The sequence below is a fragment of the Burkholderia metallica genome (assembly GCF_001718555.1).
Lineage (GTDB): Bacteria > Pseudomonadota > Gammaproteobacteria > Burkholderiales > Burkholderiaceae > Burkholderia > Burkholderia metallica.
Map to the genome: position 1 here is coordinate 152,371 of NZ_CP013402.1, position 18,516 is coordinate 170,886.

Genomic DNA, 18,516 nt, shown 5'->3' on the forward strand with positions numbered 1-18,516 from the left:
TATATGGCACGGCTCGTGCTTTATCCCCTCGGGTTTATCCGTGAAACGGTCCGAATGCTGACTGACCGGTCAAGTTCGGAGCGCACGCGCACTTGAAGCAGGCGGCGCGCCCGAATCTGGGGCAGCGGCCGACCGCGGAGATCCGGGCCCGACGCGCGGCATCGGGATATCGACAAGAGCAACGATCGGAAGGCGGGGTCAAAAGCATGCATATGGAAGAACTAAGCAAATTGTCAAGGAGTACGATGAAAAAGATGGATGCGGCGGTGCGCATGGGCGCCACGCTGCTTGTGCTGTCGGTGGGCATGCCGGCGGCCGCCATCGCGCAGGAGGCGGGCACCGTCGCGCAGGCAGGTGCGACGCAGCTTGCCGAGAGCGGCACGGTCACGCCGAACGCGCCGCCGGCACCCGCACCGTCGCCGTATCTGTCGAGTTGGTTTCACCAGAGCCTCGGCGTGATCGGGTCGAAGGACATCCGCTTTGGGCCGCACACGACCAACGACGTGTACCTCGAATACGAATACTTCGGCCGCAAGGGACCGTTCGATCTGTACGGCTATGTCGACCTGCCGCGCGCGATCGGCGTCGGCAACGGCTACGACTCGGGCTATACGAACAAGGGCTCGCCGCTGTTCAGCGAACAGGAGCCGCGCGTGTCGATCGACGATCTCGTCGGCCGGCATCTCGGATTCGGGCCGTTCAAGGAATGGTATGTCGCGTTCGACTGGATCTACGACCACGGGCACAACACGGCCGGGCGGCAGAACACGCTGTATGCGGGCCTCGGCACCGACATCGATACGCATACGAAGCTGATGCTGTCCGCGAACCTGTACCTGCGCCGGCAATGGGAGAACTACGGCGCGGCCAACCAGAACACGTGGGACGGCTATCGCGCGCAGATGAAATACATCTACTCGATCGGCACGTTTCACGGCGGCAACCTGACCTACGTCGGGTTCTTCAACTACGACTTCGGTTCGAAACTGCGCGAGGAGACGGGCGGCAATGCGCGCACCGATACCGCGTTCGTGTCGACCAACGTGCTGATCTATTCATTCAAGCACTGGCGCTTCTGGACCGCGGCCCGCTATTTCCACAACGGCGGCCAGTGGGGCGGCACCGAGCTGAACTTCGGCGACGGGCCGTTCCAGAACCGGTCGACCGGCTGGGGCTATTACGCGAGCGTCGGCTATCAGTTCTGACGGGCTCGAGACGCGATCATGAAACTCACACGAACGAGGCAAGCAATGTGGAAGGGGAAAGTAGCGAAGTGGGCGGCCATCGTCGCGCTGGCCGCGACGATCACGGGCGGCGCGCACGCGGCCGGCGAACGCGCGCAGCGGCCGCGCGCGATCAAGGTGCTGATCGTCACGATGTTCGGGCCGGAAGGCAAAGCGTGGCTTGACCGGATCGGCCCGGTGCGGAAGATCGCGGTGCCGGGGCTGTCGCCCGACTACCCGGCCGTCAGTTGCACGCGCAACGACGTTTGCGTGCTGACGACCGGCATGGGCCACGCGAACGCGGCCGCGTCGATGGCGGCGCTGGTCTATTCGCGCCGGTTCGACCTGCGCAAGACCTACTTCGTCGTGACCGGCATCGCCGGCATCGATCCGGCGCAGGGCACGCTCGGCTCGGCCGCGTGGGCGCGCTACCTGGTCGACTTCGGGATCCAGTGGGAGCTGGATGCGCGCGAGATTCCGGCCGGCTGGAAGTCGGGCTATCTCGGCATCAACACGAAGAACGGGGACGAGAAGCCGCCGCTCGATTACCGCACCGAGGTGTTCCGGTTGAATGAGGCACTCGTCGACAAAGCCGTCGCGCTGTCGCGCGACGTGACGTTGCACGACAGCAAGGAGGCGGCCGCGTATCGCGCGAAGTATCCGGATGCGCCCGCGAACCGGCCGCCGACCGTGATCCAGTGCGATACGCTCGCGGGCGACACGTGGTTCTCGGGCACGAAGCTCGGCGAGCGGGCCCGGGAATGGACGCGCCTGCTGACCGACGGCAAGGGGGTGTACTGCACGACGCAGCAGGAAGACAATGCGACGTTCGAAGTGATCAAGCGGGCGGCCGCGGCAGGGCTGGCCGATACGCAGCGCGTGGCCGTGCTGCGCTCGGGCTCGGACTTCGACCGGCCGCCGCCGGGCGGCTCGGACGTCGACAACCTGCTCGATTACCAGAGCCAGGGCGGGTTCGTACCGGCGCTCGACAATCTGTACCTCGCCGGTTCGCCGCTCGTGAACGCGATCGTGAAGGACTGGGCTCGCTGGAAGGACGGCGTACCGGCCGAGTGACGGCCGTCGTCGGCAGGACACGGGCGCGCATCGGGCGCGCTCCGGCATTTCAATAACATCGAGAGAAAGGAGTACGAGGTGGACATTCTGCGCAGTCTCCTGGGTATGCTGTTCCTGCTGCTGGTTGCCTATCTGCTGTCGAACAACCGGCGCGCGGTGAGCGGCCGGACCATGATCGCCGCGCTGTGCACGCAGCTGGCGATCGGCGCGCTCGTGCTGTTCGTGCCGACGGGCCGCGCGGTGCTGGCGGCGGCCGCGAACGGCGTCAATCGCGTGCTCGACATGGGCAATCACGGCATCGCGTTCGTGTTCGGCGGGCTGGTCGACAGCCGGATGTTCCAGCTGTTCGGCGACGGCGGGTTCGTGTTCGGCCTGCGCGTGCTGCCGATGATCATCTTCGTGACCGCGCTGATCGCGGTGCTGTACTACATCGGCGTGATGAAGTGGATAGTCGCGATCCTCGGCGCCGTGCTCGCGAAAATGCTCGGCGTGAGCCGCATCGAGGCGTGCTCGGCCGTCGCGACGATCTTTCTCGGGCAGAGCGAAATGCCCGCGCTCGTGAAGCCGTTCGTGCGGAACATGACGAGCGCCGAGATCTTCACCGTGATGGCGAGCGGCATGGCGTCGGTCGCGGGCTCGGTGCTGGTCGGCTACGCAGGCCTCGGCGTGAAGATGGAGTACCTGCTCGCCGCGTCGTTCATGGCGGTGCCCGGCGGGCTGCTGTTCGGCAAGCTGCTGTTTCCGACGGTCGAGCCGAGCCGCGTGGTGGTCGACGGGCTCGACTTCGACGACAAGCGGGCCGCCAACGTGATCGAGGCGGCGGCGTCGGGCGCCTCGGTCGGGCTGCGGATCGCGATCAACGTCGGCGCGATGCTGATCGCGTTCGTGGGGCTCATCGCGCTGATGAACCTGATCGTGGCCGGCGTGGCCGCGTTCGCGGGCTTTCCGCAGATCACGCTGGTGGGTATCATCGGACACCTGTTCGCGCCGCTCGCGTGGATCATCGGCGTGCCGTGGCACGACGCGGCGCTGGCCGGCAACTTCATCGGCGAGAAGCTGATCTTCAACGAGTTCGTCGCGTATGGCGACCTGTCGCCGTACCTGAAGGGCGGCGAGCACGTGGCGGCGGCCGGCCTGCAGGTGCTCGACCCGAAGACGCTCGCGATCGTGTCGTTCGCGCTGTGCGGCTTCGCGAACTTCTCGTCGATCGCGATTCTCGCGGGCGGCTTCAGCGCGGTCGCGCCCGAGCGCCGCTCGGAAGTCGCGCGGCACGGCCTGCGCGCGCTGACGGCCGCGACGCTGTCGAACCTGATGAGCGCGGCGATTGCCGGCCTGTTCTTCTCGCTGCATTGAACCGGGCAGCGCGCGCCTAACGATCGAGGAGAAGCAACGATGTTCTTACCGCAGGAATTCATTCGCCGCAAGCGCGACGGGCAACCGCTCGATCGCGACGGGATCGCCGCGTTCGTGCGCGGCGTGACCGACGGCAGCGTGACCGAAGGCCAGGTGGCCGCATTCGCGATGGCCGTGTTCTTCAACGACCTGAGCACCGACGAGCGCGTCGCGCTGACGCTCGCGCAGCGCGACTCGGGCGACGTGCTCGACTGGCGCGCGCTCGATCTCGGCGGGCCGGTGATCGACAAGCATTCGACGGGCGGCGTCGGCGATGTCGTGTCGCTGATGCTCGGGCCGATGGTGGCCGCGTGCGGCGGCTACGTGCCGATGATCTCGGGGCGCGGGCTCGGCCATACCGGCGGCACGCTCGACAAGCTGAGCGCGATTCCCGGCTACGACGTGACCCCCGATACGGATGCGTTTCGCCGCACGGTGCGCGACGTCGGCGTCGCGATCATCGGGCAGACTGCCCGGCTGGCGCCGGCCGACAAGCGCATCTATGCGATTCGCGACGTGACGGCCACCGTCGAGTCGGTCGCGATGATCACCGCGTCGATCCTGTCGAAGAAGCTCGCGGCCGGGCTCGACGGGCTCGTGATGGACGTCAAGGTCGGCTCCGGCGCGTTCATGCCGACCGCGGAGCAATCGGCGGAACTGGCGCGCAGCATCGTCGACGTCGGCAACGGCGCCGGCATGAAGACGACCGCGATCCTCACCGACATGAACCAGTCGCTTGCGCCGTGCGCGGGCAATGCGCTCGAAGTGGCGTGCGCGATCGACTACCTGACCGGCAAGTCGCGTCCGGCGCGCCTGCACGACGTCACGATGGCGCTGTCGGCGGAGCTGCTCGTCACCGGCGGGCTGGCGCACGATGTCGCGGCCGCGCGCGCGAAGCTGCAGCACGCGCTCGATTCGGGTGCGGCGGCGGAACGCTTCGCGAGAATGGTCGTCGCGCTCGGCGGCCCCGCGGACCTGATCGATGCGCCGGCGCGTCATCTTGCGCGGGCGGACGTGATCGTGCCGGTTCCGGCGCGCGCGAGCGGCGTGGTGCAGCGGGTCGATTGCCGCGCGCTCGGGCTTGCGGTCGTCGCGCTCGGCGGCGGCCGCACGCGCGCGGCGGATGCGATCGACTACAGCGTCGGCCTGACGGCGCTCGCGGAGATCGGGCAGCACGTCGAGGGCGGCGCGCCGCTCGGCTACGTGCATGCCCGCGACGCCGCCGCCGCGGCGCACGCGGTGGAAGCGGTCCAGCGCAGCTACGTGCTGGGCGAGACGGCCGACGTGCCGCCGACCCTTTATCAACGGATCGGCTGACCGGCGGCGGAGGTGGGCGGTTGCGTCAGGTCGCGAACGTATCGCGACGCCCGGGATGCGGCGGCGCGGATGCACCCCGGCACACGAATCGGAGGCACGGCGAGATGGAAAGAGACGAACTGATCGAACAGGCGAAGGCGGCGCGCGAGCGGGCCTATGCGCCGTATTCGCGTTTCAAGGTCGGCGCGGCGCTGCAGGCGCGCGACGGAACGATTTTTCACGGCTGCAATGTCGAGAACGCATCCTACGGGCTCTGCAACTGCGCGGAACGCACGGCGCTGTTTTCGGCCGTCGCCGCCGGCTATCGTCCGGGCGATTTCGCGCGGCTCGCGGTGGTGGGCGACACGGACGGCCCGATCGCACCGTGCGGTGCGTGCCGTCAGGTGATCATCGAGATCGGCACGCCCGATATCGAAGTGGTGCTGGCCAACCTGAAAGGGGCCGTCGAGGTCACGACGGCCGACGCACTGCTGCCGGGCGCGTTCCGGTTGTAACGGCGCGCGCCGCGGCGCGCCGTACCCGTCACACGCCGTCGCGCGCGTCGCGGATCGGGATTACCGTGCGCGCGCCGCACTGGCGCAGCAGGTCGCGCAGCTCGTTGATGACCGGGAACACTTCGTGGTTCCAGTCGGCGCCCTGCCGATCGTGCGCTTCCTGCTCGCGCTCGACGATCCAGCGATCCTCGCGGAAGATGCGCTCGGTGAACCAGACGAGCAGCGGCCACGCGAGATCGAGCGCGAACGGTATGCCGGGCTTGTGGATCGACAGCAGTCCGAAGGTTCGGTTGGTGCGCTGTTCGGCGTCGAGCGGCACGTAGACGATCCACAGATCCATCACGAGCGTGCCTTCGCTCGAGCGGATCTGCAGCGTCTGGTACGGATAGCCGGTGCGCACCGTCATCACGCTCTTGTTCGCCTGCTCGCCCGGCTTCTTGCTCGCGCCGAACACGAGCGCCTCGCCCACCGGCTGCTTGCCTTCCATACGCGCAAACGTGTAGTCGACTTCGACCCAGTCGTCGCCGCGGCGCCGGCCGACCGAGCGCGCGCGCATCTGCCCCATCTGCTTGCGGTGCAGGAACTGATGGTTCATGTCCATCAGGTTCTCGTGCATGAACGAGTAGTGGCACTTGACCTCGCGGCCGAAGCGGCGCGTCTTGAACGCGGGGTCGTCCGCCGATTCGAGCGCGGGGAACGGCCGGGTGTCGGCGAGCGTCGCGTCGCCCGGAAACACGAAGATCAGCCCGTGCGCTTCGCGGCACGGATACGCGCGCACGCCGTTGGGCAGGCGCTCGCGGCCGAGGTACGGCACGTCGACGCAGCGACCGCTGTCGCACGCGTAGGTCCAGCCGTGATAGCAGCAGCGCAGCGTCTCGCCGCTCACGACGCCGGCGTGCAGCGGCACCTGGCGGTGCGCGCAACGATCTTCGAGCGCGTACACGGCGCCGGATTCGGTGCGTACGAGCACGATCGGATCGCCGGCGAAGCGCACGCCGAGCGTCTTGCCGCGTTTCAGCTCGCGCGACCACGCGAGCGGGTACCAGTGATCGGGATGAATCGGCACGCGGCGCAGGTCGCGCACGGCCGTGCCGGAAGAGGGTTCTCCAAGGGTGTCGCTATCGGGGAAGGGCACTGCGTGCATGCGTGACGCCTCCGGGCGGGACTGGAATACGTGGCGCCGCAGGATGCGGCGTTGATCTGGAGAAGTCTACGCGAAGTTGCCCGTTACGGCAGAAGCGATGCGGGTTTGCCCCGGCACGGCGGTGGCGGTTTCGTTGATGCAGCGCAACCCGGGCATAGGACGGCGCGCTTTCCGCACCCGGGCGCGGGGCGGCACGGGCATGGCCGCGCGGCGGGTGTTACCCCGTCACGCGGCCGCCTGCGGGTCACGAGCGCGCATCGCGCCACAGCACCGCGTCGGTACGGTACAGCGCGGGGAAGTGCTGCTTCAGCCCGGCGATCTTCGGCATGTCGTTGTACGCGATGTACGGCGCGTCGGGGTGCAGTTCGAGGTAGTTCTGGTGATAGGCCTCGGCCGGATAGAAACCCTTGTAGTCCTCGACGCGCGTAACGACGGGCGCCGGAAACACGTGCGCGGCGCCGAGCTGCGCGATGTACGCGGTCGCGACCGCGCGTTGCTGCGCCGTGGTCGGGAAGATCGCCGACCGGTATTGCGTCCCTTCGTCGGGGCCCTGGCGGTTGAGCTCGGTCGGATCGTGCGCGACCGAGAAGAACACCTGCAGCAGCCGGCCATACGTGATCCGGGTCGGGTCGTAGACGATGCGGACCGATTCCGCGTGCCCGGTCAGCCCCGAGCCGACGAGTGCGTAGTGCGCGGTTTCGGACGCGCCGCCCGCGTAGCCGGCCGTGACCTGCTTCACGCCCTTCACGTGCTCGAACACGCCCTGCACGCCCCAGAAGCAGCCGCCGGCGAACACGGCCGTCTCGTCGTGCGATGCGCCGGGCGTTTCGTCGAGCGTCGGCGCGGGCACGGCGCGCATCGTCTCGGCGGAATTGACGATGCGTTGGTAGCCGAACAGCGCGGCAGCCGCGACGGCGATGGCGCCGATGCGGCGCAGCATCGCCGTGCGGCGTTGCGGCGCCGGGCCGCGGGAGAAAGTGGTATTCACGGTGTGCTCCTTCGGAAAGCGGTACGGAAAGCGGGAGGCGCGGACGCGGCGCCGGTGCGCCGCGTTCGGCCGGGATCAGCCGAACGTGAACGCATACGCATTCACGCCGGGATCGAGAAATTCGATCGCGAACGTGCGGTCGGCGATCGCGCCGGGCTGCCGGACCAGCTGGTACAGGCGCTGTCCGGTCACGGTGCCGTCGCCTTGCGCATCGACGTCGCTGCCGTGAGCGGCGCCGGGCGCCGCGCCGTCGATCGTCACGCGAAAGCGCACCGGCTGGCCGTTCGCACCCGGGCCGAGCACCAGGTGCAGATCGCGCGCGTGGAAGCGGTAGACGATCCGTCCCGACGGTGCGGCGAGCGACGCGCGTTCGGCGCCGACCTGCCACGTGCCGGCGAGGCCCCAGTCGTTGAGATCGGGGTGCGCCGGCGCGTCATAGCGGTGCGCCGCATCGCGCACGACGCCGCCCGGCGACGTGAAGCTCTCCGCGCGGGCGTAGCCGACGTAGGTTTCGGGCGAACGGACGTCCGCGGCGTCCGCTGCCGCGAGCGCGCCGTTCGCGGGTGCGCCGGCGAGCCCGAGCGGCACGTTCAATGCTTCCGGATGGCCGGCCTCGGCGAGCAGCGTCTGGATCGCGCGCTCCGATTCCGCGTATTCGCCTTCGCCGAAGTGGTGGCGGCGCATGCGCCCCTGCGCGTCGACGAAGTAGTGCGCGGGCCAGTATTCGTTGTTGAACGCGCGCCAGATCGTGAAGCGGTTGTCGATCGCGACCGGGAAGTCGATGCCGAGGTCGTGCACGGCCTTCTTCACGTTGCCGATGTCGCGCTCGAACGCAAACTCAGGTGCGTGCACACCGATCACGACCAGCCCGTACGGCGCGTACTTGCGTGCCCAGGCGGTCGTGTACGGCAGCGTGCGCAGGCAGTTGATGCACGAATACGTCCAGAAATCGACCAGCACCACCTTGCCGCGCAGGCCGGCCGCCGTCAGCGGCGGCGAGTTCAGCCACTGCACCGCGCCGTCGAGCGACGGCAGCGTGCCTTCGACGGGCAGCGTGGCCGGTGCATGCGTCGTGTCGGCCGTGCGCATCATCGCGCCGCCGGTCATTGCGCCGCCGCCGGCTTGCGCGCTATCGGCTGCCGCGGCCATCATCGCGCCGCCGCGCGCGTCGTCGGCAGCGTTGCCGGTCGCGGGCATCATCGCCGGCGCGCCGTTCGAGCGCCCGCCGAGCCGGTCGACGAGCTTCGTTTCGAGCCCGCCGGTCGTAACGGTCGACAGCTGCGCGAGTGCGCCCGTGTCGAGGCCGAGCGCGATCGCGCCGACGCCGGCCAGCAGCGCCGCGCCGATCCCGCGCTTGATCCATTCGCCGGCGCCGAGCGAGCGCTTCATCGCCGCGAACACCTTGCCGCCGATCACGAGCGCGACGCCGAGCGACGTCGCCGCGCCGGCCGCATACGCGACCAGCAGCAGCGTGGTGCCGACGCTGGCGCCGCGCAGCGCGGCGCCGGTCAGCACGAGCCCGAGGATCGGGCCCGCGCACGGCGCCCACAGCAGGCCGGTCGCGACGCCGAGCAGCAGCGACGACGCGGGGCCGGCCGGGCGGCCGTCGCGTTGCGCGAAGCCGGTGAGCCGGTTGCCGGCGGCGACGAGCGGGCGCGTCAGATGCTCCGCGACGCGCGGCATCAGCAGCGTCAGGCCGAATACCGCGAGCAGCACGATGGCGACCCAGCGGCCGGCCTGGTTGGCCTGCGCGACCCAGCCGCCGCCGACGGCGGCGAGCGTCGCGACGACCGCGAACGTGAGCGCCATGCCGGCCAGCAGCGGCAGGCCGGTGCGCACGAACGGCTGGTCGGCGCGCGCGAACACGAACGGCAGCACGGGCAGGATGCACGGGCTCAGGATCGTGAGCACGCCGCCGAGGTAGGCAAGGACGATGAGCAGCATGGTGCGTTCTCCAGTCGATCAGGAGTGGGGCCGGATCAGGCGGCGGCCGGGTGGAAAGTGAGCGCGAGGCCGTTCATGCAATAGCGCAGGCCGGTGGGCGGCGGGCCGTCGTCGAACACGTGGCCGAGATGGCCGCCGCAGCGGCGGCAGTGCACTTCGGTGCGGATCATCCCGAACGACGCGTCGGTGTCGGTGGCGACCGCGTGATCGAGCGGCTTCCAGAAGCTCGGCCAGCCCGTATGGCTGTCGAACTTGGCGGCCGACGAGAACAGCGCGAGGTTGCAGCCGGCGCACGCAAACGTGCCTTGCCGGTGCTCGTCGTTCAGCGGGCTGGTGTACGGCCGCTCGGTGCCGGCTTCGCGCAGGATCGTGTACTGGGCGGGCGTGAGCCGGCGATGCCATTCGGCGTCGCTGAGGGTGATTTCGAAGGGGGCGGCTGTGCGTGGGGCGGCCGTTTGCGGGGGGGCGGGCGGCGCGGCGAACGCGCGGCCGACCAGCCCGCGGCGGCCGACGGACGACAGGGTCGCGAGCGCGGCGAGGCCGGTGGCGCCGGCGAACAGCAGATGTCTGCGGGTGGGCATGATGGGCTCCTGGCAACAGGTCCTGAAAACATGCGCCTATCGTAGTGAGTGGCCGGTGTCGAAGTCCTCACGGAAAGTTAAATGAATCGTGAAGATTGGGGGTGTTCCGTGGAGTGCGATGGCAGTCGTCGAAGTGCTTGCTGGCGAGGGCCTTCGAATGGGGCGCCGCCGATGTTTACCGAGCATCGGTTTGTGCCGCGATTTTAGTGTTCGGTGAGTTGCGCGGCGAATCCGGATTTTGGCTTGCCGATCAAATCGGACAGGGACATGTGCGTTGTTTGCCTGCGGTCGCGAATCACACCGGGCGTCGGATGCGCATCGATAGACGGATGAGTTTGCAAGCTGGCACGCCCGACGCGCGGTGCGCATGTGGACTCGTGCGTTCGATCGTTTCTACGTGGAAACTCAGGGGCGAGTCAGGACGTACGCCGTTGTGTCGTGAAAGAGGGGCGCGATGTGTTGGGCCGCAGTGGCCCAGCTACGCGGTCAAGGTCGCGGATTTTTAGCGGGAGCGGCGATTATCGGAATTCGCCGCGAATGTGCGCTCAATGGCGGACAAAGCGGTTGCTCGGCATTGTTCAACCCAGGTCAATTCCGCCAAGGCACCGGGTTGAAGGCTCGCTTCGCGGCTTCCAAAAATACCCGCTGACGGATGGTCAGGCCCTGACGCGTCGGTGTCAGGGCGATGACCGGTGCGGGTTCGAGGCGCCAAGCCGGCAACACGCGCTTCAGTTTTCCCGCTGCGATCAACCGCGCACAATCCCATTCGGAGCGCGCGACGACTCCGAGACCGTCAACCGCCCAGTCCCTCACCACGGTGCCGTCGTTCGAGGACAACGCACTGTTCAACCGGACCGTTACGGCCTTGCTGATCCGTTTGCCTGCAGCATCGTGTTGCGTGAAACGGAGGCGGGTCACGTCTTCATCGTTCTCCCGCAACGTCAGATATGCGTGCCGGGAGAGTTCAGACGGATGCGTAAGCTTCGAAAGGCTACGCGCAAGGGCGGGACTCGCGCAAAGAAAACGGTCGTTCGGGGCCAGAAAATGCCCCACCCACGAGGACCCTTTAATGGCGCCGATGGAAACGACTGCGTCGGCACCCGTCGCGGCAGCGAGCGGACTTTCGACCAGAATCAGCGAAACCGCGAGATGGGGGTGTGAGCGATGCAGGTCTCGAACGAGCGGCGCGACATATTCCCTGCCGAACCCGAACGGTGCCACAACGCGCAGATGGCCGCTTACACCACTCGAATCTCCCGACAGGCGGGATGGAATGGATTCGATCCGCTCCAGGATATCGATCGCTTCCTGAACGAGGCGCTGCCCTTCGTCAGTGAGCGAAATGCCTCTGGCCGCGCGCGTCGCAAGGCTCACCCCGACGCGTTCTTCGATGCGCTGAAGGCGCACCGTGACTGCCGGTGGCGTCAGATCCAATAACCGTGCCGCTGCCGCAAGCGACTCGGATACGCCGAGCGCACGAAGCAGTTGCATGTCTTCCAACTGGAGCATTAAGAGATCGTTAACGGTGGATTCATTGGATATTAAACACGACAAAAACATTTTTTTCTATAGTGAGTCGCATCGGCACGGCAACTTCGGCGGGCCGGCGATGCGAGACCCGCTCGCGCCGTCGCGCCGGTCCCGGCACTGCACATCGGTCTGAAGTTCGAGATCGAAGCGGCTGCGGTTGTATGGCGCCGGGAGATTGTGCTCGGGCGTAACGGCAATATTGGGTGGAGCAGCTTATGAAACAGGTGGCCGTTGTGAACGTTCCTTCCTTGACGACGAATCTTCGGTATCGAACGTTCACCCCGACCGACACACCGGCGGCGCATGCCCTTTCCATGGCGCTCGGCTGGCCATACAGGCCGGAAGAATGGCGATTTTCCGCCGACACGTCGACAGGGTTCGTGGCTGAAGAAAGGGGTGTCGTCGTGGGTACCGCGATGTGCTGGAAGTTCGGGGCGGACCGAGCGTCGCTCGGTCATGTCATCGTGTCGTCAGCGCACCAGGGCCGCGGTATTGGCCGCAAGCTGATGGAAATCGTCCTCGAAGAGTTGGGGCCGCGGATCATATTCCTGCATGCAACGCCGGCCGGTCGACCGCTCTACGAGAAACTCGGTTTCAACGTGTGTGGATCGCTGGAGCAGTATCAAGGGAACGTCGGCAACGCTATGCCCGTTGCGTTGCTTGACGGCGAGCGACTGCGCACCGGCACCTCCGCCGACATCCCTTACCTCATTGAACTGGCTTCGCGCGCTTCCGGTCTGGAGCGTCATGCACTTTTGTCCGCATTGCTGAGGCGCGCGGAAAGCGTCGTGCTCGAACGCGATGGCGAGATCGTCGGAGCGATGTTTTAGGCGTCGCCATGAATTGCGACTCCGAAGTCATGAGGCAGGGGATCAAGATCGTCGACGTTGAACCCTATCGATATGGATAGCGAAATAAATCGACGTCGGGAAAGGTTGCCGACTTTCAACACCGGATTTTGGCGCTTGCGTCCATGGTGTCAGGTATGAGCACCAGGATGCCAGCTTTGGAGCGTGTAATGCATCTCGGTTCTTACTGGCTGGATACGTCCGAGCCATTCGTCGGCAGCACGCCTGACATGCACGGCGGAAGTTGCGACGTGGTCGTGGTGGGTGGGGGGATCACCGGCTCGGCCGCCGCGCTTGCACTCGCCAAAAAAGGCGCGCGCGTCATCGTCTGCGAGGCCGGAACCGTGGGGCAGGCGGCGTCGGGCCGCAATGGCGGCATGTGCAATAACGGCTTCGCGCAGGATTACGCTTCGCTGTCGCAGCGCATCGGTACGGAATTAGCCAACCGATTGTGGCTCGCATTTGACGCGGGTGTCGACACGGTCGAGCGGCTGGTCAGGGAAGAGTCGATCGATTGCAACTTCGTTCGCACGGGAAAGCTCAAACTCGCGGCCAAGCCGGAGCACTTCGATAAGCTCGCGCGAAGTCAGGCATTGCTTGCGGCGAGCGTGGACCCCGATACGCGCCTGGTGACGAAGGCGGAGCTTCGTGACGAGATCGGCTCGGACCGGTACCACGGCGGATTGATTTTCAAGAAGAGCGCCGGAATGCACGTCGGTCGCTATGTCCGTGGTCTCGCGAAAGCGGCACAAGCGCGTGGCGCTCACGTTCTGGAACATGCGCCGGTCCTGGGGTTGCAGCGGGAACCCCGGGGCGCATACGTGGTGAGAACGCCGCGTGGAGAGATCCGCGCACCGCAGGTGCTGCTGGCGAGCGGGATCTCGCACGTGGGACCCTTCGGCTGGGTCCGACGCCGGATCGTGCCGGTCGGGGCGTTCCTCATCGTCACCGAGCCTCTGCCGGTGGCGCTGCTCGACCAGTTGCTGCCGACGCGCCGTATGGCCACCGACACCAAGAATTTCGTGAACTTCTTCCGCGTGACTCCGGACAACCGGATGCTTTTTGGCGGTCGTGCGCGTTTCGCGGCGTCGAACCCGACCTCGGACGAAAAAAGCGGGTTGATCCTGCGACAGCAGATGGCCACCGTTTTTCCCGAACTGGCCAACGTGCGCATCGACTATTGCTGGGGCGGCATGGTCGACATGACGGCGGACCGCCTGCCGCGCGCGGGCCAGCGAGACGGTCTTTACTACTCGATGGGCTATAGCGGGCACGGCACGCACATGGCCACGCTGATGGGTACGCTGATGGCGGAGATCATGGACGGACGCACCGATCTCAATCCGTGGAAAGACTTCGGCTGGCCTGCTATCCCGGGCCATTTCGGCAAGCCGTGGTTTTTGCCGTTCGTGGGTGCATGGTATCGACTCAAGGACGCACTGCAATGACTTCGCCTGTTCGTCACTTGATGCAGGCGAGCCGGCTGGATCGATTCTTTATCGACGGCGAATGGGCAGCGCCCGAGGGTAACGACTGAATCGAGGTTGTCTCCCCGCAATGCCGCCGAGTTCAAGAGCAGGGCATTTCGCAGCGGGTGTCGTGTATACGGCATCGACCTTGTGTATCGCCCAGTCGGGCGGCCGCATTGAGCGCTTGAACCGCACGTTGATGGCGCGAGTCCGGGGCTTGCCGGGAGCGACTCGGTCATCCCCCCAATCCGGCAACGCGAGGCAATCCGAAAGGACGCCATGCGGCGCGCATTCCCGACGGCGATTTGCCATAGCGTGCGACGAGCCGTAGCGGAATCTGCATCGCAGGCATCGTCTTCAGCGCATTTCCTCGTTAGCGCCAACGCGAGAGGGTCGGACATGGAAATAAGTTGGCGACACCGACCCGGTGCACGATCGAATCGGATTTGCTCAAGACGAACGGCGCGTTGGAGGAAGGCGGCGGGTCCGCGTTCGAGTCGCGCTGAGCGGAGCGGGTCGCCGGCGACGGCGGCCGTCACGCGCCGTCGCGATTCCGGCAGGCCGCACGGCCGGCGCCGATCGTTCCCGTCGGCGCGGGCCGGCCATCCGGCCCGTGCACGCTATGCGCGAACAGCGACCCGATACCGGGTGGTCTGTCGATAGACGGCGCCCGGGTGGAGGATCGCGTCGTCGCGCAGCGCGGCCATGTTGACCTGATCCGGAAAGCCGCCCGCTTCCAGGCACAGCGCCGCGTGTCGCGCGCACTGCGCGCCGCCGCTCACGCGCACGCCGTCGAGATAGTTTCCCGTATAGAGCTGCAGCCCCCGCTGATCGGTCGACACGGTCAATTCGCGTCCGCTTTCCGGGTCGTAGACGCGTGCGACCGGACGGACCTCGCGCGCACCGTCGCCGACGACGAAGCAGTGGTCGAACCCGCGCGCACGGGCCAGTTGCGCATTCGGCCAGTCGAGGCGCGCGCCGATCGGCGCGCTCTGCCGGAAATCGAACGCGGTGCCCGTCACGTCGGCCGTGCCGGTGGGGATCAGCGCATCGTCGACTTCGAGGAACGCATCGGCGTCGATGTGCAGCAGATGGCCGCGCACGTCGCTGCCCGGGCGCCCGTTCAGGTTGAAGTAGCTGTGGTTCGTCAGGTTCAGCGGCGTCGGGGCGTCGGTCCAGCCCGCATAGTCGATCGTCAGCGTGCCGTCGTCGTCGAGCGTGTAGCGCACCTGCACGCGCACGTTGCCGGGGAATCCGGCATCGCCTTCCGGCGAATCGAGCCGTAACGTCAGCCCGCCGCTGTCGTCGGTCACGTCCCAGCGGGCGCGATGAAAGCCGTTCGTACCGCCGTGCAGCAGATTGCCGTTCTCGTTGCGATCGAGCGGGTAGTCGACGCCGTCGAGCGCGAAGCGCGCGCCGGCGATCCGGTTCGCCCAGCGCCCGATGGTCGCGCCGAGGTAGACACCGGATGCGAGATACTCGGCCGGCGTATCGTGCGCGAGCACGATATCGGCAACGCGCCCCGTGCGGTCGGGGGCGAGCCACGACACGACGGTCGCGCCGAGATCGCTGACGCACACACGCATCCCGTGTGCGTTGCGCAGCGTGTAGCGCCGCACGGGTTCGCCGTCGGGCAGCGCGCCCCACGGCTCGGAATGCACGCGGGCAGCGCCCGGCGTCAGGTGTGAGGAGTCGATATCGATATGCATGGGAATGTCGGATGGGCGGCGGGCGTCAATGCGGGGCGGCCGCACGTTCCTGGTATTCGCGCGGAGTGCAGCCCAGCTCGCGCCTGAACACCGCGTACATGTACTGAAGCGACGTGAACCCGCACCGGATCGCGACTTCGGCGCTCGACGCCTGCCTGCCGGCGAGCAGCGCCTGCGCGGCCTCGAGTTTGTGGCGCAGGATTTCCTGGTGCACGGTGCGCTGCAGTTCGCGCCGGAAATGCTCTTCGAGCAGCGAGCGCGAGACGCCGACGTAGTCGGCGACCTGTTCGGTCTTGATCCCCTGGCACGCGTACTGGCGAATGAAATGCCGCGCGCGCATCACGTGCGGGCTCGCCAGCGGCTGGTGGCGCGTCGACGCGAGCACGTTGATGCCGACCGGCGGCACGAGAATGCGCTGGCCGGGAAAGCGCGCGCCGCGCAGCATCCGGTGCAGCAGGTGCGCGGCGGTACGGCCCATTTCCTCGGTGCCCTGGATCACCGACGACAACGGAATGCGCGTCAGCGTGCGGGTGAGCGGATCGTTGTCGATGCCGATGATCGCGACCTGTTCCGGCACCGCGATGCCCGCGATCAGGCATGCCTGCAGCAAATGCCGCGCACGCGCATCGGTGACTGCGATCACGCCGACGGGCTTCGGCAGCGCATGCAGCCAGCCGATCAGTTGCTCGATCGCGTGATTCCAGCCCGACGCGCTCGTCGACAGCCCGCGGTAGATCGATGCATCGAGCCCGTCGGCGCGCGCGAGCCGGTCGAATGCGAGCTCGCGCTGCTGGGCCCAGCGATTCTCCTGCGCGACCGGCAGGCTGTACATCGCGAAATGCGCGAGCCCCGCGCCGATCAGGTGCGTGTATGCGAGCGACACGAGCTTCGGGTTGTCCGTCGCGATATAGGGGACGTCGCTCGGATACAGCGCCGGATCCTCGTACGACGAGCCGACCGCGACGACCGGCAGCGGCGAGCCGGCGAGCGCGTCGGCGACGGCGGGATCGTCGAAGTCCGCGATGATGCCGTCGCCGTCGAAGCGTTCGATGCCGGTGAGCCGGCAGCGAAAGTCGTCTTCGAGGAACAGGTCCCACACGACGCGCGTCGTGTGCAGGTACTGGCCGATGCCGCTGATGATTTCGCGGTCGTAGACCTTGTTCGCGTTGAACAGCAGCGCGATGCGATGCGGTGTCTGGGCGGAAGGGGCGCGTGTCATCTCGATCTCGGGGCACGTGCCGCGGGGGCGCCGTGCCGTTGTCTCCGGGGCGCGCCGAAGGCGGCGGCGCGCGTGATGTTCGGCGATTGTAGGACGGAACGCGCGCCGCACGCTTGTGGCTGGCAAGAAACATCAACGGTGCTGCGCAATTTCGCAATTGCCGGCCGGCAGGTGCGCGGGCACGATCCAGCCAACCGAATTCGGCCGCGTGCGTCGCCGCGACGCGCGTTGCGCTGCAACAAGACCCTGCACGGAGACGCCATGTCGTATTTCGAACACATTCCCGCGATTCGCTACGAAGGCCCGCAGTCGGACAATCCGCTGGCCTATCACCATTACGACCCCGCGAAGCGCGTGCTGGGCAAGACGCTCGCCGAGCATCTGCGGATCGCGGTGTGCTACTGGCACACGTTCGTCTGGCCGGGGCACGATATCTTCGGGCAGGGCGCGTTCCGGCGGCCGTGGCAGCAGCCGGGCGATGCGCTCGAGCGGGCGCGGCAGAAGGCGGATGCGGCGTTCGAATTCTTCACGAAGCTCGGCACGCCGTTTTATACGTTCCACGACACCGACGTCGCGCCGGAAGGCGACAGCCTGCGGGAATACGCGGCCAATTTCGCGCGCATGGTCGACTATCTCGGCGAGCGTCAGCAGGCGAGCGGCGTGCGGCTGCTGTGGGGCACCGCGAACCTGTTCTCGCACCCGCGCTTCGCGGCCGGCGCCGCGACGAACCCGAACCCCGACGTGTTCGCATGGGCCGCGACCCAGGTATGCCATGCGCTCGACGCGACCCACCGGCTCGGCGGCGAAAACTACGTGCTGTGGGGCGGGCGGGAAGGGTACGAGACCTTGCTCAACACCGACCTGAAGCGCGAACGCGAGCAGTTTGCCCGTTTCCTGTCGATGGTCGTCGAGCACAAGCACCGGATCGGCTTCAAGGGCGCGCTGCTGATCGAGCCGAAGCCGCAGGAGCCGACCAAGCACCAGTACGACTACGACGTCGCGACGGTGCACGGCTTCCTCGTTCAGTACGGATTGCAGAACGAGATCCGCGTGAACATCGAAGCGAACCACGCTACGCTCGCCGGGCACTCGTTTCATCACGAGATCGCGAATGCGTTCGCGCTCGGTGTATTCGGCAGCGTCGACGCGAACCGCGGCGATCCGCAGAACGGCTGGGACACCGACCAGTTCCCGAACAGCGTCGAGGAGCTGACGCTCGCGTTCTATGAAATCCTGCGCCACGGCGGCTTCACGACCGGCGGAATGAACTTCGACGCGAAGGTGCGCCGCCAGAGCGTCGATCCGGAAGACCTGTTCTACGGCCACGTCGGCGCGATCGACGTGCTCGCGCTCGCGCTCGAACGCGCGGCCGTGCTGGTCGAGAACGACCGGCTCGACGCATTGCGCCGGCAGCGCTACGCGCAGTGGGACGACGCGTTCGGCCGCAAGATTCTGTCCGGCGGCTATACGCTCGAATCGCTCGCGGCCGATGCGCTCGCGCGCGGCGTGGCGCCGCAGCATGCGAGCGGCGCGCAGGAGCGGCTCGAGAACATCGTGAACCAGGCGATCTACGGGCTGCGCTGA

At 67.2% G+C, this 18,516-nt stretch carries 14 protein-coding genes and 1 pseudogene; 8 read left to right on the forward strand and 7 right to left on the reverse strand.

The window, feature by feature from the left end:
- The first annotated feature begins 245 nt into the window (after positions 1-245).
- From WJ16_RS16645 to WJ16_RS16665, 5 genes are all read left to right on the forward strand, one after another.
- The gene (locus tag WJ16_RS16645) at positions 246-1,205 is read left to right on the forward strand and encodes a nucleoside-specific channel-forming protein Tsx (RefSeq protein ID WP_269466017.1); all 960 of its coding nucleotides are present in this window, start codon (positions 246-248) and stop codon (positions 1,203-1,205) included.
- A gap of 18 nt (positions 1,206-1,223) precedes the next feature.
- Positions 1,224-2,297, forward strand: a complete 1,074-nt coding sequence (locus WJ16_RS16650; RefSeq protein WP_418219860.1) for a purine-nucleoside phosphorylase — start codon at positions 1,224-1,226, stop codon at positions 2,295-2,297.
- Between the two features lie 78 nt (positions 2,298-2,375).
- Complete coding sequence (locus WJ16_RS16655) at positions 2,376-3,650, forward strand: NupC/NupG family nucleoside CNT transporter (RefSeq protein ID WP_069258194.1); 1,275 nt, start codon at positions 2,376-2,378, stop codon at positions 3,648-3,650.
- Positions 3,651-3,689: 39 nt separating this feature from the next.
- Positions 3,690-5,006, forward strand: a complete 1,317-nt coding sequence (gene deoA, locus WJ16_RS16660; protein ID WP_069258195.1) for a thymidine phosphorylase — start codon at positions 3,690-3,692, stop codon at positions 5,004-5,006.
- A gap of 104 nt (positions 5,007-5,110) precedes the next feature.
- On the forward strand, positions 5,111-5,500 hold the full coding sequence (locus WJ16_RS16665) for a cytidine deaminase (RefSeq protein WP_069258196.1): 390 nt from the start codon (positions 5,111-5,113) through the stop codon (positions 5,498-5,500).
- 28 nt (positions 5,501-5,528) lie between these two features.
- Here WJ16_RS16665 and WJ16_RS16670 read toward each other — a convergent pair whose 3' ends face one another.
- From WJ16_RS16670 to WJ16_RS16690, 5 genes are all read right to left on the reverse strand, one after another.
- Positions 5,529-6,644, reverse strand: a complete 1,116-nt coding sequence (locus tag WJ16_RS16670) for an aromatic ring-hydroxylating oxygenase subunit alpha (protein WP_069258197.1) — start codon at positions 6,642-6,644, stop codon at positions 5,529-5,531.
- 244 nt (positions 6,645-6,888) lie between these two features.
- Positions 6,889-7,584 (reverse strand): peptide-methionine (S)-S-oxide reductase MsrA, encoded by a 696-nt coding sequence (msrA, locus tag WJ16_RS16675; RefSeq protein ID WP_069258198.1) that lies wholly within the window; start codon positions 7,582-7,584, stop codon positions 6,889-6,891.
- 123 nt (positions 7,585-7,707) lie between these two features.
- Positions 7,708-9,576 (reverse strand): cytochrome c biogenesis protein DipZ, encoded by a 1,869-nt coding sequence (locus WJ16_RS16680; protein WP_069258199.1) that lies wholly within the window; start codon positions 9,574-9,576, stop codon positions 7,708-7,710.
- Positions 9,577-9,611: 35 nt separating this feature from the next.
- The gene (gene msrB / locus WJ16_RS16685) at positions 9,612-10,157 is read right to left on the reverse strand and encodes a peptide-methionine (R)-S-oxide reductase MsrB (RefSeq protein ID WP_069258200.1); all 546 of its coding nucleotides are present in this window, start codon (positions 10,155-10,157) and stop codon (positions 9,612-9,614) included.
- 588 nt (positions 10,158-10,745) lie between these two features.
- Entirely contained in the window at positions 10,746-11,666 is a 921-nt protein-coding gene (locus WJ16_RS16690) for a LysR substrate-binding domain-containing protein (protein ID WP_069258201.1), read from the reverse strand.
- 236 nt (positions 11,667-11,902) lie between these two features.
- On the opposite strand from WJ16_RS16690, the pseudogene WJ16_RS16695 reads away from it, so the two are divergent.
- Both WJ16_RS16695 and WJ16_RS16700 read left to right on the forward strand, forming a co-directional pair.
- A pseudogene (locus WJ16_RS16695) lies at positions 11,903-12,505 on the forward strand (GNAT family N-acetyltransferase); the annotation flags it as partial.
- Positions 12,506-12,705: 200 nt separating this feature from the next.
- The gene (locus WJ16_RS16700) at positions 12,706-13,983 is read left to right on the forward strand and encodes an NAD(P)/FAD-dependent oxidoreductase (protein WP_069258756.1); all 1,278 of its coding nucleotides are present in this window, start codon (positions 12,706-12,708) and stop codon (positions 13,981-13,983) included.
- A gap of 641 nt (positions 13,984-14,624) precedes the next feature.
- Here the strand turns inward: WJ16_RS16700 and WJ16_RS16705 are convergent.
- Together WJ16_RS16705 and WJ16_RS16710 are read right to left on the reverse strand one after the other, a co-directional pair.
- Positions 14,625-15,713 carry an aldose epimerase family protein gene (locus WJ16_RS16705; protein WP_069258202.1) on the reverse strand — a complete coding sequence of 363 codons (1,089 nt, stop codon included), beginning with the start codon at positions 15,711-15,713 and terminating at the stop codon, positions 14,625-14,627.
- 25 nt (positions 15,714-15,738) lie between these two features.
- Positions 15,739-16,932: a XylR family transcriptional regulator gene (locus WJ16_RS16710; protein ID WP_069258203.1), complete on the reverse strand. Its 1,194-nt coding sequence runs from the start codon at positions 16,930-16,932 to the stop codon at positions 15,739-15,741.
- Positions 16,933-17,193: 261 nt separating this feature from the next.
- Here WJ16_RS16710 and xylA point away from each other — a divergent pair, with 261 nt between their 5' ends.
- Positions 17,194-18,516, forward strand: coding sequence for a xylose isomerase (gene xylA / locus WJ16_RS16715; RefSeq protein WP_069258757.1), 1,323 nt, complete (start codon positions 17,194-17,196; stop codon positions 18,514-18,516).